This window comes from Christiangramia oceanisediminis (assembly GCF_022570735.2).
In the GTDB taxonomy this organism is placed as follows: domain Bacteria; phylum Bacteroidota; class Bacteroidia; order Flavobacteriales; family Flavobacteriaceae; genus Christiangramia; species Christiangramia oceanisediminis.
This window is the reverse complement of the sequence record NZ_JANCNS010000002.1, coordinates 163,796-180,385: the sequence shown is the minus strand read 5'-3', so window position 1 is coordinate 180,385 and position 16,590 is coordinate 163,796. Positions and strand designations below refer to the sequence as shown.

General features: G+C 40.4%; 9 protein-coding genes. 3 read left to right on the top strand and 6 right to left on the bottom strand.

All coding sequences use genetic code 11. The features are described from left to right. Window positions 1-112: 112 nt before the first annotated feature. The 6 genes from MKO06_RS08090 to MKO06_RS08065 form a co-directional block, all read right to left on the bottom strand. Window positions 113-1,153 carry a M12 family metallopeptidase gene (locus MKO06_RS08090; RefSeq protein ID WP_241551673.1) on the bottom strand — a complete coding sequence of 347 codons (1,041 nt, stop codon included), beginning with the start codon at window positions 1,151-1,153 and terminating at the stop codon, window positions 113-115. Between the two features lie 465 nt (window positions 1,154-1,618). Next, window positions 1,619-3,670: an MSCRAMM family adhesin gene (locus tag MKO06_RS08085; RefSeq protein WP_241551672.1), complete on the bottom strand. Its 2,052-nt coding sequence runs from the start codon at window positions 3,668-3,670 to the stop codon at window positions 1,619-1,621. A gap of 82 nt (window positions 3,671-3,752) precedes the next feature. Beyond that, on the bottom strand, window positions 3,753-4,769 hold the full coding sequence (locus tag MKO06_RS08080) for a hypothetical protein (RefSeq protein WP_241551671.1): 1,017 nt from the start codon (window positions 4,767-4,769) through the stop codon (window positions 3,753-3,755). Between the two features lie 78 nt (window positions 4,770-4,847). After that, on the bottom strand, window positions 4,848-6,866 hold the full coding sequence (locus MKO06_RS08075) for a thrombospondin type 3 repeat-containing protein (protein WP_241551670.1): 2,019 nt from the start codon (window positions 6,864-6,866) through the stop codon (window positions 4,848-4,850). A 65-nt stretch (window positions 6,867-6,931) separates the two neighbouring features. Then, complete coding sequence (locus MKO06_RS08070; protein ID WP_241551669.1) at window positions 6,932-8,314, bottom strand: superoxide dismutase family protein; 1,383 nt, start codon at window positions 8,312-8,314, stop codon at window positions 6,932-6,934. A 399-nt stretch (window positions 8,315-8,713) separates the two neighbouring features. After that, window positions 8,714-9,721 (bottom strand): response regulator transcription factor, encoded by a 1,008-nt coding sequence (locus MKO06_RS08065; RefSeq protein ID WP_241551668.1) that lies wholly within the window; start codon window positions 9,719-9,721, stop codon window positions 8,714-8,716. A 381-nt stretch (window positions 9,722-10,102) separates the two neighbouring features. Here MKO06_RS08065 and uvrA point away from each other — a divergent pair, with 381 nt between their 5' ends. The 3 genes from uvrA (at window position 10,103) to MKO06_RS08050 (ending at window position 16,511) form a co-directional block, all read left to right on the top strand. Further along, window positions 10,103-12,934 carry an excinuclease ABC subunit UvrA gene (gene uvrA, locus MKO06_RS08060; protein WP_241551667.1) on the top strand — a complete coding sequence of 944 codons (2,832 nt, stop codon included), beginning with the start codon at window positions 10,103-10,105 and terminating at the stop codon, window positions 12,932-12,934. Between the two features lie 7 nt (window positions 12,935-12,941). Further along, window positions 12,942-13,625, top strand: a complete 684-nt coding sequence (locus MKO06_RS08055; protein WP_241551666.1) for an LOG family protein — start codon at window positions 12,942-12,944, stop codon at window positions 13,623-13,625. A 75-nt stretch (window positions 13,626-13,700) separates the two neighbouring features. Beyond that, a complete protein-coding gene (locus tag MKO06_RS08050; protein WP_241551665.1) occupies window positions 13,701-16,511 on the top strand; it encodes a gluzincin family metallopeptidase in 2,811 nt (936 codons plus the stop codon). Window positions 16,512-16,590 lie beyond the last annotated feature (79 nt).

Sequence of the window (16,590 nt, the reverse complement as noted above, 5' to 3'; positions counted from 1 at the left end):
GAATGTTAAAATTTTAACTGTGTAATTATTCCTCACATTTGAGGTTTTAACAAATCATTTACACATAAAAAAACCCTCCTGAAAATTCGTTCAGGAGGGTTTTTTCTATTTCTTAGGCCCAGTACCAGGTTCCATTTTCATTTACAACCTCTCTCCATCCCCATCGAGTATAATAATACCATGTATCATTGTACCTCAATACGGTGAGACCATCAATAGTATAATATTCTCCGTTTACATAATTGGTAGTAGTTCCACCACCTCCAGATGATGAATACATACTATTAACACCGGTGATATCTCCACTAGACAAAGAGGATCTCTGCGCTCCATATAAAGAACCATCTTTTTTGGTAATGGTAGGTTCTCCATTAGCAGAAAACGAATAGGGGCTATAAAGCATGATCGACCCAAAATCAAGACTCGTTGTAAATTCATCTCCATCGTACCCAGCATCTGCATAGGTTTCAAAGTTATACTCTCTACCACTCTGGATATTCTCCCAGTGAATAGTGATATGGTTATCTCTATCTACACGGCTTTGTTCGTGCCATAGACCAACAGCGTGACCAATTTCATGAATGGTATTACCCGTAGAACAACCGCTGGCAAGCACTATATTCTGCTTACCTCCAATCATTCCAACATAAGAGGAACATCCAGATCCAGGTGTAAAATAGATGTAATTTGATTGTCCTGAACGTTTAACAAATTTCAAATTGGTGTTGGCCTCCCAGTGATTAATCGCGTCAGTCACACGGTTCTTATCCGGCAGGCTACCATCGATCTCGTAATATACCGTGTTGTCTGTCCAGTAAGCAGAAGTTCGCCCAACACTTTTGTTTTCAGGTACTTCTTCTCCCTTTTCATAAACCAGTTTAACCGGGCTTTTACTTGCTTTATCCTTAGGGATCATGATATCTCCCTGGTAGATCATTCTTCCATTTACGTTCTCAACTGGTATCTTCATTCCTGTATAGTATACTTCAGATACTTTACCAGTTTCATTAGGAAAAGCTAATTCGGTAATGTCATCTTTGAATTCTACGGTTTGGGTTTCCGTTTCTTCAACAGTTTGTTCTGAAACTGTGTCTTCACTACATGCAATAATTCCGAGTAGGGGCAACATGTAGAAAAAATTCCATTTTTTCATAAGTAGGTTTTTTGTTTTAATTTTCAATTCTATTAATTTCATTTTCCGGTCAGGGAATTACAAAGTCTATTCCAAAAATTTTAACCAATCTGTAACTTAAAATAGCGTTAAAATTTTAACAATCAAATTCTTACAATTAAGATCAAATTTAATTTTAAATGCGATTTGGGTACATTTTCATTACTCTGATCTTTTAACCTTTAATTCGCCCTGAAGTCGCTATTTTCAAGGGAATTAACATGAATTGGATTCAAGAATAGGCCCTGTATTTCACTGAACAACAATCTCTAACATATAATTTTTTCTATACTCCAAACAATTTTTTCAATTTTAAACATAAAAAAGGCTGTCCGGAAAAGATTCCGGACAGCCCATACAACTATCTCCAATAGAGGTAGTGTATATTAACCCGCAAAATTAGTCACCCCCCGGTCAAATAATTTCAGTCGGGTTAATTTCTTCAAGCTACTCAGTAGCGGGACAAACATTCAATCTAACTGAAACATCATTCAGCGGATAGCTGAAATCCGATGTACCGTCAATTAAGTAAGTTGCTGTTCCCGGATATTCTGTCTCATCGAAACAAGAGATTTCATTTCCAATTGCAACCTCAACTTCATCGATTAAATATCCTCCTGTCACAGTTAAAGCTACACCTAACTCTACATTGCCATCATTATTTATATCAAATGTAAGATCTCCAATCTTTTCACCGTTTAGGAAAATTTCCTGAGGGAAATTATTACTAACATCACCTGTAAAAGTAGCTGTTTCACAACTTAGTGTGGAATCTGGAGCAGGCAAACATGGTTCTAACTCATCCTCACAGCCATCACCGTCTAAATCGGTTGACGCTGCATCATTAGGACAGCTATCATTACCATTGAGTACGCCGTCACCATCACAATCGAATGTTGCGTAATTAGGATTATCCTCGTCACATTTGTTCAATGTGCCATCATTATCACAATCAGCTTCTGGATCATTTTCGTCACATTGAGCAACATCTTCACAGCCATCCCCATCTTCATCAACTGTTGGTGCAACTTCCGGACAATCATCTTCTGAATTAATTACTCCATCTCCGTCACAATCAAATGTTCCATAGTTTGGATTATCTTCGTCACATTTGTTCAAGACTCCATCCCCGTCACAATCGGCATCTGGATCTGTTTCATCACACTGGGAAACATCTTCACAACCATCTCCATCTTCATCTACCGTTGGTGCGAATTCAGGACAATCATCTTCTGAGTTAATTACCCCATCCCCGTCACAATCGAATGTTCCATAGTTTGGATTATCTTCGTCACATTTGTTCAGTGTTCCATCATTGTCACAATCGGCTTCTGGATCTGACTGGTCACACTGGGTCACATCTTCACATCCGTCTCCATCTTCATCTACCGTTGGATTCTCTTGTGGACATTCATCCTCACCATTGGGGATTCCGTCCCCATCACAATCGGCATCTGGATCATCAAGATCACATGGCTCCGGTCCATCATCATCAGCACAATTAAAGAATACATGCCAGTAATCTACAGTAGAATTATCGTCATCTCCTTCAACTGTTAGCCAGTCTGAGATCTGGTTCCAGGTTAAGTAACCTGATTTCACCATTGGTTCTGCATCATAATAGCCTTCCCAATCGTTTAATCTAATCTCATAATACAAGTATGGCGTAGATGCACCCTGTCCTTCCGCCGGACCTGGAATGGCCAGACATAAAGGATCTGCATAAAAAGATCCATCGTCATTTCCTGTTTCAGGAGTTTCACCCATATATATATTTGTGTAGAGAGCTGAATCTGTAATCGGATTTTCTTCGGCCTCCATACCTGAATAAGTGTAAAGGTCTAATTCATAATTCGCCGTAAAATGTCTTCCGGCATCGGTGCAGTAGTTCGCGAAAACACAAAGTTCATAAAGCGGAACTGGTGTAATATCAAAGAATTGATATCCATACAAATTCACATCTCTATCATCAAAACAAATCACTTCAACTTCCTGGTAATTCTTAGAACCAGCTCGTAGTTCCCAGACTATATCCAGGGGATCTGAAACGAATTGAGCAAAATCGCTACCTTCTTTAGGTGCGGCCCATATCACTTCATCTGGAGTTCCATCTTCGTTTTCGTCACTCCAAACCAGAAAATCAGTTAAGGTAACACTAACAGAATTTCCTGAAGTAACGGGAATCTCCAAAGCCTCGTCGTATGCGGTAAAAAGACCCTCATCATCTTCCAGTATTGGAACCACAAGTTCAATAGGGGTGTTAGCATCCCCAAAGGTTAGCCTTATCTGGGCGAAAGCTGGAGTTGCCTCGGAACAATCTGGAATTTCCTGCTCCTGTTGCCTTCCTAACTGATCGTTTAGTACAGGCCCCAAATAGAGCATTGCGACATCAGGCGATACAGCCTCGTCGTTTACCTGAATATTCTCTTCCTGTGTACAGGAGGAAAACAACAAAGTAATTACGGCAATAGCCGCTAAATATTTATTTAACAATCTCATAATTTTTGGTTTAGGGGTTATTTTAAGAAGCAATAAAACCTAACCCGGATTTTCTCCGGGTTAGACTTAAAAAATTTGCTACTTATATTGGAGTGGTAGCTGCATTCCCACTTGGACCATCTTCTTCATCACAATTGAAGAAAATATGCCAGTAGTTAACAGTTTCATCATCACCATCCCTGTTCAATAAGGATTCTACAACATCCCAGGAAACCTGAGTTCTAATAAATGGCTCACTTCCCCCTGCATCTCCGTAATAGCCAGGCCAGTCTGTTAAAGTGGCTTCAAATACTAGATATGGAAGGGATGAATCGTCTCCATCATATCCAGGAATAGCTACACATAGCGGATCTGCCCAAAAAGTTCCATTATCATCACCGGTCATTGGAGTTAATCCTTCATAGATCATTTCTCCTTTTCCGTCTTCTCGATTTCCATCATAGTAGTATAATGCAAACTCGTAATTGGCGGTATAGTGTCTACCTTCATCGCTACAATAGTTTGCGAAAATACAGAACTCGTAAAGTGGCTTAGGTGTGATATCAAAGAATTGATATCCATACAGGTTAACCTCTCTATCATCAAAACAGATCACTTCAACTTCCTCATAATTTTTAGAGCCAGCTCTTAAGGTCCACATATTATTTAGAGGATCATCAACAAACTGTGCGTAATCGCTTCCATCCTTGGGAGCGATCCAGATTACCATGCCTGGGTTTCCGAAGCCGTCATCAGACCATACAACGAAATCAGTTAAGGTAACATCCACAGTTGTTTCACCAGATGGAATAGGTATTTCAAGGTCATCGCTATATAAGGTAAATAACCCATCTTCATCTATTCCTATTGGAACTATAGTTTCTACCACAGTTGGCCCATCTCCATATTCCAGGCGGATCTGTGCAAATGCGGGTGTTTCATCAGAACATTGAGGTGTCATTTCCTGCCTACCCATATCACTTAAAACAGGTCCTAAAGTTAGACTGGCAACATTATCAACAACATCTGGATTGGTTCCAGCTACTTCATCTTTACTACAGGAAGTAAGGACCAATGAGAATACGGCGAGCATCGCCATGTAGAATTTAATTGTTTTCATAATTCAAATTTTAGTTAATATTTAGAATGGTTAAAATTTATTTTATCCTGCCGGGATAAGTCCCGGCTGGATTTTTTATTAATCATCTTCTCCACATGCCACAGCATGTACTACGATCCAGAATGGTTCGCCTGGATTATCAAGGGTATAAAGTCCGCTTAACTGGTCTCCTTCTTCATATCCATACGTGTATTGGCCAGGAGCCTGAACCTGTGAACCGGTTGGCTCGCTAGTGAATACATCTATATGAACCTCGGTAAACTCATATCCATCTGCCCATGAAATATCTACGAGGATGTCGTCTCCATCTACAGATACTGTTGCGGAACCTACTGGCATGTCGGTTTTATAGTTATTGCCTGCTGCTGCGTAAATGGTATAAGTTCCAGTTCCATCAGCAACCCAACCCCATCTGCCAGGAGCATTATCCAGTTCGTTAAACTGAATATCACCAAACATAAAGGCAGTTTCACAATCTTCCCCTGGTTCATCATCATCACAACCATCAGGTATTCCATCTCCGTCAGAGTCAATTGAATCATCATAGCCTTCACAAACGTCACATTCGTCTCCTACTCCGTCACCGTCAGTATCGGTTTGCGATTCATTTGGAATATCTGGACAATTATCACAAACGTCATTTATTCCGTCTCCATCAGAATCCTCTCCTTCTAAACAAGGATCATCAGGACATCCAAATGAGCCTTCAGAACCTGGTTCTTGTGGACACTGGTCACAGGCATCACCGATTCCATCACCATCACTATCCAATTGATCTTCATTGGCATCTTCTGGACAATTATCACATTCATCGCCTATGCCGTCTCCATCTCCGTCAGCCTGATCTTCATTTGGAGTGTCTGGACAGTTATCGCACACATCATTAATTCCATCTCCATCAGAATCATCTCCTTCAAGGCATGGATCATCTGGACAACCAAATGAGCCTTCAGAACCTGGTTCTTGAGGACACTGGTCACATGCATCGCCTACTCCATCGCCATCACTATCCATTTGATCTGCGTTGGCATCTTCCGGGCAATTATCACAGGCGTCTTCAACTCCATCACCATCTCCGTCTGTTCCATCTCCTTCAGGACATTCTTCACAATTGAAGAAAAGGTGGATATAGTCTACTGTAGAATCATCACCATCCTGTTCCAGATACATTTTAACCTGATTCCAGGTTAAATAACCAGAAAGCTCGTAATCAGGCGCTTCGCCATAATATCCGTCCCAGTCCTCAAGAGTTACTTCGTAGTATAAGTAAGGAACATCTCCATTTTCATCATCTCCCCTTGGAATAGCAACACATAATGGATCTGCATAGAATGTATTTCCGTCCTGACCAGTTGCTGGCATTCTATCTGAATACAATTCACTATAAAGACCTGAATTACTTATAGGGTTTGCTTCTGGTTCTGAACCTGAATAAGAATATAAATCCAGGCTATAATTGGCAACTCTGTCACGCCCGCCAGGGGTAATACAGTAGTTGGCAAAGAAACAAAGTTTGGAAAGTGGAATTGGGTTGATATCAAAGAATTGATAACCATAAAGATTTACATCACGATCATCAAAACAGATGACTTCAACATCCTGGTAATTCTTAGAACCTGCTCTTAAGGTCCATTCGATATCCAATGGGTCATCGACAAATTGAGCGTATTCACTACCGTCTTTTGGCGCAACCCAGATCACATCGCCTGGCTCCCCCATTCCGTTATCAGTCCAGACTACAAAGTCTGTTAAGCTAACATCTACTGTGGTTTCGCCTGCAGGAATAGGGATTTCAAGATCATCGCTGTATAAGGTGAACAGCCCGTCATCATCTAAACCAATTGGCACTACCGTTTCAACCACAGTTGGGCCATCTCCATATTCTAATCTAATTTGAGCAAAAGCAGGAGCTTCCTCAGAACATTCTGGGACTTGCTGCCTTCCTTCCTCGTTAAACTGGTTTAAAACCGGCCCAAGATAAAGGCTGGCTACATTATCGCCAATTACTCCCTGTTCTACCGGTTCTTCTTCGCTACACGAAGTGAAGAAAAGGAAGGTTAAGGCGAAAAATGCCATATAATATTTGAAATTTCTCATAATTAAGTTGTTTTATAAATTAAGATCCCAAACCCTGAAACAGGATTTGGGATTTTTTTGATTGGTTAATATTCTTCTAACTCACCGCACAACACAGGAGTTGATGGGCTGTATTCGCCATTTACATCCTTACCATGGACCACCACGGTTCGATCTTCAACGTTCTGAAGAAAGAAGCCGGGAATTGCTTCGGCATAATTCATAAATGAAATACCAAGGTCTCCAATTTCAGGAACTGGGAATCCACCTTCGTTATAATCAAGTGGTACTTCTACCCCTCCAGGATTATCACAGGATGCATTTGTATGAATATGCTGCGGATGCATCACGCCTGGTTTCAATCCGAAGGCCTGTACAACAGCGATAGCCACGGTACCCTCAACGGAGATATAGGCATATCCTGCGGTTTCATCAGCACTGTCTATATATTTAAGACAGGCTTTATACCTCATTGCCTCAGGTCTTCCAAATGGTGGAGGAACTCCGTCTTCACATCCATACTGGAAGTGGTAGTAATCTAGTGTTCCTTCAGGTCCGAAGAAAGCTTTGATTTCATCTACCGAAATTGGTCCTTCACCAACAAGTTCCCCAGCTCCATTATATCCAGGAGTATCTGGTAAAAGTCTTATTTCGATATAATATTCCTCTTCAGTGTCATCAATATCTAACCTGTCTGGCAGGAAGAAACATAATGGATCGGCATAGGCGTCATTGCCTTCTCCAACCACATTGTTTTCTAACCCATCATAGATAAGTTCACCTTTCTGGCCATCTTCACTATACCATACACTTATACTGTAAGAAGCAACATAATGCCTACCTTCTGGAGTACAGTAGTTACCAAAAAAGCAAAACTCAATAAGTGGTACAGGTGTAATGGTAAAGAATTGATATCCATAAAGATTCACATTACGATCGTCATAACAAATAACATCTACATTTACATAATTCTTTGAACCAGCACGAAGATCGAAAATGAAGTTTTCGCCAACCGGCTGATCAACAAAATCTGCAAATTCACTGCCTTCGATTGGCGCCACCCAGATCACATCTCCAGGGTTTCCGGTCCCATCATCGGTCCATACGACAAATTCAAGTAAGGTTACTGAAACGCTGGTTTCTCCTGAAGGGATTGGAATTTCCAGATCTGGACTATAAAGTGTAAAAAGGCCCTGATCATCCTCTCCAATTGGAATTACGGTTTCCACAAGAGTAGGACCATCACCATATTCAAGAACTACCTGCGCGAAGGCTGGTTCTTCCTCTGAACAATCGGGAATTTCCTGCTCCTGGCGGGTTTGCATGTCATTTAACACAGGTCCCAATTGTAGAACTGCAGTGTCTGATGAAATTGGGTCTTCAGAAGTACCCGGGTCATCTTTAGAACATCCAGCGATTAAAAGTGCAAATACTGCACAAAAAGCCAGATAGTGGTTAATTTTTTTCATAATCACAAAGCTTTGGTTAATAATAATTTAGAATGGTTAATAATTATAAACAGTCCTGGCTGAAATAATAGTCAACAAGGATTGGTAACAGATCAAAAACGATTTGGATCGATTATCTAAGTAGGTGGGAGTGACTTTACTTTTTCATATACATTGGTTTTTGGTTTTTAAATATTTAGAATGGTTAATAAATATCATAAACAATACCTCCTGAACAGGAGTTGCATTTAATTCACTTCAAAAAATTTTGAGATTTGGGGGGTTGTAGGGGCTGGTTAAACCGAAGAATGAAGGGGTGACATTTTTTCGTTAACTCAACGTAAATGTATGAAAGAGTTCGAGTGATGATTATGGGGGAAAACCCCTATAATTGATTATTACCCCTTAATTAACAGTAATTTATGAAAACGGAGAATCTACAAGATTGTGATTTATGGCAAAGATCACACTTTCCAGGATCGTCTCCGAATTCGTTCTTTTGATGATATTAGAGCGATGTTTTTCGATGGTCTTTGGTGAAATAAATAGAGCGTCTGAGATCTCCTTGGTCTTATATCCCTTACATAATAATCCTATGATCTCCTTTTCACGCTTGGTAAAGCTAAACTCGGCTAATTCGCTATTCTCCTTAAAACACTCTTCAACCTGGTTAGAATGGCTTCCAATACGCTGATCAATGGTATAAGTATCTCCAGAAAAATCGATGATCATAATAAACTGGTCGTTGATATTTCTGCAAAGTTTGGAGAAACTAATTCTGGCATTTCTAAGTTTATCAGAATGTACCACTAAAGAAGTGGTAGTGACGGCTTTCATATGCTTACCACGAGAAAAATTACGAAGGCTGGTCTTGACCTTTGCTTTGTTTTCAACATTAACAAAATCTGTAAGCTTAAGCCCTTCTGTACTGTCTACCCTGAAGGTCTTTTTAAAAGCATCATTCATTGCAATAATATTGTTCTGTTGAAGCAGCACTATAGGCTTAGCCATTAGATTGAACAATCCCATGAAGCACTCGTACCAGTAATTTATTTTCAGTGCATGACCGGCCTTCTGAACAATATCACCCACCTTTTCAAAATCGTTTTTGTCTGAAATATATTCGTCAATAACCGATTTATACCGGTTCTTCAAGGCCTTGAATTCTTCCTGTTTGCCATAAACGATCAAATAAGTCTTATTTAAAAAGTGGGTAGATTTGAAAGTTTTGATTGCTTTAAAGTCTGAAGCTTTTTCAAAGGAGTTTTTATCGAATAAAATAGTATCGGGTAATAAGGTTAAAGCTAGATTATAGGCTACATGAATCGACTTTTCAACAGTTACTTCATAATTTAGACTTACATAGACCCCTACTTTATGAATTAACTCCTCATTTTTACTTACGATCAATAGTTGTTTTTTTTCCATCACCACGCCTGCGTTTAAAAATTATTAATGTAAAGTCGAATTGGGGCATGCACAAGGAAGGTTACCGAAGTCTAATGGAACGAGAAAATGTGATTTAAATAGGTAGTTAGGTGCATTTCAAATATAGGTGATTCCATGTAGTTCACGTAAAATTACAGGTAATATTATACTGACAATGAACACACTAAACACTGGACAAAAAAACCATTTTAAGATTCATACGGGGTTACTTAACATATACTTTAAACCATTTCCTAAAATATTCACAACTTAATGGCAATCGCCATTTTGAAAACATTACATCTATCTTAACATCAGCCACTTCTCAATTGCTTTTTAAATATTAATACAATAAGTAACTTTGCCATCTTGAAAAATTCTATGATAGAGACTGAAGACAGAATTGAGGTTTTAGGAGCACGAGTCCACAATCTTAAAAATATAGACGTTCAGATCCCGAGAGAAAAACTGGTGGTTATAACCGGTCTTTCAGGATCTGGAAAATCATCACTGGCGTTTGACACTATATATGCTGAAGGCCAGAGACGTTATATCGAAACATTTTCGGCATATGCCAGGCAGTTTCTTGGCAGCCTGGAAAGACCAGATGTAGATAAAATCGATGGACTTTCACCGGTAATTGCGATCGAGCAGAAAACCACCAGTAAGAATCCACGAAGTACCGTAGGAACCATTACAGAAATCTATGATTTTCTCCGTCTTTTATTTGCCAGGGCGGCAGATGCCTACAGTTACAACACTGGGGAAAAGATGGTGAGTTATACCGACTCCCAGATCAAAGATCTAATATCCAAAAGTTTTAAAGGGAAAAAAGTGAACATCCTGGCTCCGGTTATTCGTAGCAGGAAAGGTCATTACCGCGAACTTTTTGAACAAATCGCAAAGCAGGGCTTTTTGAAGGTAAGGACCGATGGAGATGTTGTGGATATTGAAAAAGGAATGAAACTCGATCGGTACAAAACCCACGATATCGAGATCGTGATAGACCGGTTGAAGATTGAAGAAAAACCAGATTCAGATAAAAGACTCGAAGAGAGCATTAAAACGGCCATGTATCATGGAGATGATACCCTGATGATCCTGGAACAGGACAGCAGAAAGATTCGATATTTCAGCCGAAACCTGATGTGTCCAACAACAGGGATAAGTTATCCTAACCCCGAGCCTAATAGTTTTTCTTTCAATTCCCCAAAAGGAGCATGTCCTAAATGTAACGGGATTGGAACACTTTACCAGGTCAACGAAAAAAAGATCATCCCTGATCCTAAGAAATCGATCAAAGCGGGAGGCCTTGCTCCGCATGGACCACAAAAGAAGAACTGGATCTTCTCTCAGCTGGAACTTATTGCCGAACGCTTCGACTTTAGCCTGAACGATCCTATTGAAAAGGTACCTTCAGAAGCTATGAATATGATCCTGAATGGCGGAAAGGAACGATTTTCCAAGGAATCAAAATCACTGGGAATTACCCGTGATTATAAGATCGATTTCGAAGGGATTTCGACCTTTATTGAAACTACCTATAGAAACAATGAATCTACTTCTTTAAGGAGGTGGGCCAAAGACTATATGGATAAGGTCATCTGCCCGGAGTGCGAAGGTTCAAGGCTTAAGAAAGAGGCGCTGTATTTTAAAATTCATGACAAGAATATAGCCGAGCTGGCGCAACTTGATATTACCGATCTTACCGACTGGTTTGCCAATATTGAAAAACAGTTAAGCGAAAAACAGTTAAAGATCGCTGAAGAAGTGATAAAAGAGATCAGGGCCCGGCTTCAGTTCCTGGTAGACGTTGGATTAACCTATCTTAACCTTAACCGTAGTTCAAAATCACTATCGGGCGGGGAAGCTCAAAGAATACGGCTTGCAACCCAAATTGGTTCCCAGCTTGTGGGGGTACTTTACATCCTTGATGAACCCAGTATTGGCCTTCACCAGCGCGATAATGAAAAACTGATCAATTCCCTCGAATCCCTGCGGGATATAGGTAATACCGTGATCGTGGTGGAACACGACAAAGATATGATCGAACGTGCCGATCATGTGATCGATATAGGTCCGCGTGCAGGGAAACACGGAGGTGAGATCATCAGCGAGGGAACGCCGTCTGAACTCCTGGAACACGATACCCTTACCGCTCAATACCTGAACGGTAAAAAGGAAATACCGGTTCCAAATGAACGTAGAAAGGGGAATGGCAAAAAGATCGAATTGAAGGGTGCCACCGGGAACAATCTTAAAAAGGTTAATATCAGCATACCATTAGGAAAAATGATCGCGGTGACGGGAGTATCAGGAAGTGGAAAATCTACCTTGATCAACGAGACCCTCTACCCTATTATGAACGCTCATTATTTTAATGGAGTCAAAAAACCGAAACCTTATACCAGTATAAAAGGCCTCGAGCATATCGATAAAGTGATCGATATCAACCAGTCACCTATAGGTCGCACCCCTCGATCCAATCCTGCTACCTATACGGGAGTTTTTTCAGAAATAAGAAGTCTTTTTGCGAAAACACCGGAAGCTCAGATTAGGGGATATAAACCCGGAAGGTTCAGTTTTAATGTGAAAGGCGGAAGATGCGAAACCTGTAAAGGCGGTGGTCTACGAGTAATTGAGATGAACTTTCTGCCAGATGTTTATGTAGAATGTGAAACCTGCCAGGGTAAAAGGTTCAACCGTGAAACACTGGAAATAAGGTATAAAGGCAAGTCTATAGCAGACACGCTTGAAATGACCATAGATGAGGCCACGACTTTTTTCGAAAACATTCCGAAGATCTATCGAAAACTGAAGACCATTCAGGATGTTGGTTTAGGATATATTAGCCTGGGACAGCAGTCTACGACCCTTTCGGGCGGGGAGGCTCAGCGAATCAAGCTGGCGACCGAACTGTCCAAAAGAGATACCGGGAATACATTTTATATTTTAGACGAGCCAACCACCGGACTTCATTTTGAAGATATCAGGGTACTAATGGAAGTTCTCAATAAACTTACCAATAAAGGAAATACGGTTCTGATCATTGAACATAACCTGGATGTGATCAAAATGGCCGACTATATTATCGATATTGGATATGAAGGCGGAAAAGGCGGAGGCCAGGTTGTAGCCAAGGGTACTCCTGAAGAAATTATAAAGAATAAAAAAAGTTATACAGCAAAATTCCTGAAAAAGGAACTAAACTAACCAAGAAATGATAAAGCATAACAGAAACTGGAACGAGATCAAGACCAATGATTCCTGGGCGATCTTCAAGATCATGGGTGAATTTGTAAACGGATATGAAAAATTAAGCCAGATTGGCCCTTGCGTATCCATATTTGGTTCAGCCAGGACAAAGCCAGACATGAAGTATTACAAACTGGCAGAAAAAGTTGCCAAGAAGATCGTTGATCATGGCTACGGAGTTATAACTGGAGGTGGCCCCGGGATCATGGAAGCTGGTAATAAGGGAGCCCATCTTGCCGGCGGAACTTCTGTAGGTCTTAATATTGAATTGCCTTTTGAACAGCACGACAACCCATATATCGATAGCGATAAAAGTCTCGATTTCGACTATTTCTTCGTTAGAAAAGTGATGTTTGTAAAATATTCACAGGGATTTGTGGTCATGCCGGGTGGTTTTGGAACCCTTGATGAATTGTTCGAGGCAATCACTCTTATCCAGACCAACAAAATAGATAAGTTCCCAATCATCCTGGTTGGAAGCGAATTCTGGAGCGGGCTTGTAGACTGGATAAGAAAAACACTTTTAGACAGCTTTCAGAATATTAGCGAGACAGATATCGATCTGGTTCAGGTAGTTGATACCGAAGATGAGGTCATTGAGATCCTGGATAAATTCTATGATGAATACAACCTAAGTCCTAATTTCTAGTTAATGCCGCCAGAGGTATTAAACTTTGAGTATATTTAGGCCTGATTGCTATTTATCACCAAATTCTTATTAAAGTTGAGATACCTCCGGCTCTTCCTTTTATGCATACTGTTACCGGGATGGCTTTCTGCACAGAATAGCATAGAAGTGCGTGCTCGCCTTATAGACAGTATTCGCACGCTGGAGATTGAACAAAGCATTGAATTCATCAACACCGGCCAAAGAGAGCTTACCAGTATCTATCTCAATGACTGGAACAATGCCTTTAGTTCGAAATCTTCGGCCCTGGCGAAAAGGTTTGCTGAAGATTTTGCACGGCGATTTCATTTTGCAAAAGACCAGGAAAGAGGTTATACTTTTATTGATTCCATTCAGGATGCCAATAACTTCCCTTTAGAATGGGACCGGCCGGGAGCAGTTCCAGACCTGATCAGGGTCAAACTTCAAGAACCCCTCGCTGCTGGCGATTCTGTTACTCTTCATTTAAGTTACAGGCTTAAGATACCTGATGATAAATTCACCCGCTTTGGTACAGACCAGTTTGGCAATTACAAATTGCGCTACTGGTACCTGGTTCCGGCTCCGCTGGAGGATGGATGGAAACTTTATAGTCATAAAGACCTGGGACTTCAGTATGTTAAGCCCTACAACATCTTTGTATCGATTGATGTCCCTACCGAATTCTATGCTGCTTCGGCATTAAACCTTGTAAGGACAGAGACCAAACCAGGTTTTAAAACGATCACTTTTGAAGGCAGGAACCGGTTAGACAGCAAGATGTACCTCACCAAATCTTATATTTTCGAATCGATAAATTCCGGGGATTTACAGGTGATCACCAATATCGAAGATGAAGATATTCAACTTAAAGCAAAAGACACGATCATAGACCGTGTTACTGGCTTCCTGCAGGAAAGGCTTGGAGAATATCCGCATCAGAACCTATTTGTAACCCAGGAGGATTACGCTAAAAACCCTATTTACGGCCTGAATCAATTACCTAGTTTTATAAGGCCCTTCCCTGATAATTTCCAGTACGACATCAAGGTTTTTAAAACCCTCACCAACAATTACCTGGAAAATACCATCCTCATTAATCCTCAAACCGAAAAATGGGTAACAGATGCCATCATGATCTCTCTATTTATAGATTATGTAGATACCTATTATCCTAAAATGAAATTAATAGGGAACCTCAGCAATATTATCGGGATTCGATGGTTTCATGCGGCCGACCTTGAATTCAATGATCAGTACCAGTTCCTGTATATGAACATGGCCAGGATGAATTTAGATCAGCCGTTGATCACCAGGCAGGATTCACTGGTAAAATTCAATAAGAATATTTCCAATGCCTATAAGGCTGGTATCGGTTTGAAATACCTCGAAGAATTCCTGGGTGACGAATCGGTTGCAGAATCGATTTCAGAATTCTATTCGAATTACAGGTTAGAACCGGTCACCGACGAAGATTTCTTCCAGATCCTTCAAAAAAATGCTGAAAAGGATATCGACTGGTTCTTCGAAGACTATGTAAAAACAAGTAAGAAAATAGATTTCATGATCAGTGATCTCGATCGGGAACAGGATTCCTTAAAGGTCACTATCAAAAATCTCCGGGATAATGATATGCCAGTAAGCCTTTACGGTCTAAATGACGGTAATGTGGTCTACAAGACCTGGGTTGAAAAGATCAGGGATACCAAAAGCGTGAGTATCCCGAGAAGAGATATCGAAAGGTTAGCGCTGAACTATGAACAGGAAATTCCTGAATTCAATCAGCGAAATAATTACAAAGCTGTTACTAAGCTGTTGGACAAACCTTTCCAATTCAGGTTATTTCAGGATGTGGAAGACCCAAGATATCATCAGGTTTTCTTTATGCCGGAATTTGATTATAATCTATATGATGGGATTTCCCTTGGACCCAAACTGTATAATAAAACCATCCTGAGGAGAAATTTTAATTACGCAATCTCACCCAAATTCGGTTTGAATAGTAAAACCGTGGTAGGTTCGGCATCCTTTTCCAATACGCATCAGTTTGAAGATCAAAATCTTTATGCCATCACTTATGGAGCCGGCGGGACGCGATTTTCCTATGGATTTAACCTGTTCTATGAGAAATTCACCCCTTATCTTTTTTTCCTTTTCCGCGACCCTTATCTAAGAAGTAATGAGCGGCAGCGTTTAATGATCAGGAATGTACTTGTAAGCAGGGACCAGAATCCCGAAGAGCCGCTATTATATCCAAAATACAATGTATTCAATGTAAATTACCTGTATAGTAATCCCAATTTTCTAAAGCATTTAACCGCTTCGGTAGATTACCAGCTTTCAGATAAGTTCAGTAAAATTGCGGTAACTGCTGAATACCGTAAACTTTTCAAGAATAACAGGCAGGTGAATTTAAGGTTTTTTGCGGGTACTTTCCTTTATAACGATGTGAGGACCAATGATTACTTCAGCTTTGCACTGGACCGCCCAACCGATTATCTTTTTGATTACAATTATTACGGTCGTAGCCAGGGAAGCGGACTTTTCAGCCAGCAGATCATCGTGGCAGAAGGTGGTTTTAAATCGCAATTACAACCCGAATTTGCCAACCAATGGTTAACTTCCATGAACGCGAGTACCAATATCTGGAACTGGATACATGCCTATGGTGACATAGGACTGGTAAAAAACAAGGGGGATAATGCCGAGTTTTTATTCGATTCTGGAATTCGGGTTAGCCTGGTTCAGGATTACTTCGAATTGTTCTTTCCGGTGTATTCCAACCTGGGATGGGAAATAACCGAACCGGATTACGACCAGCGCATCAGGTTCATTGTAGCCCTGGACATCAACACTCTAATCAGGTTGTTTACCAGACGCTGGTATTAGAAAAGACGCCTGTTTTCCGAAGTTCACAACGCAATTCCATTATCTTCAACAAATAATTAATTACAAACCGTATTATTTA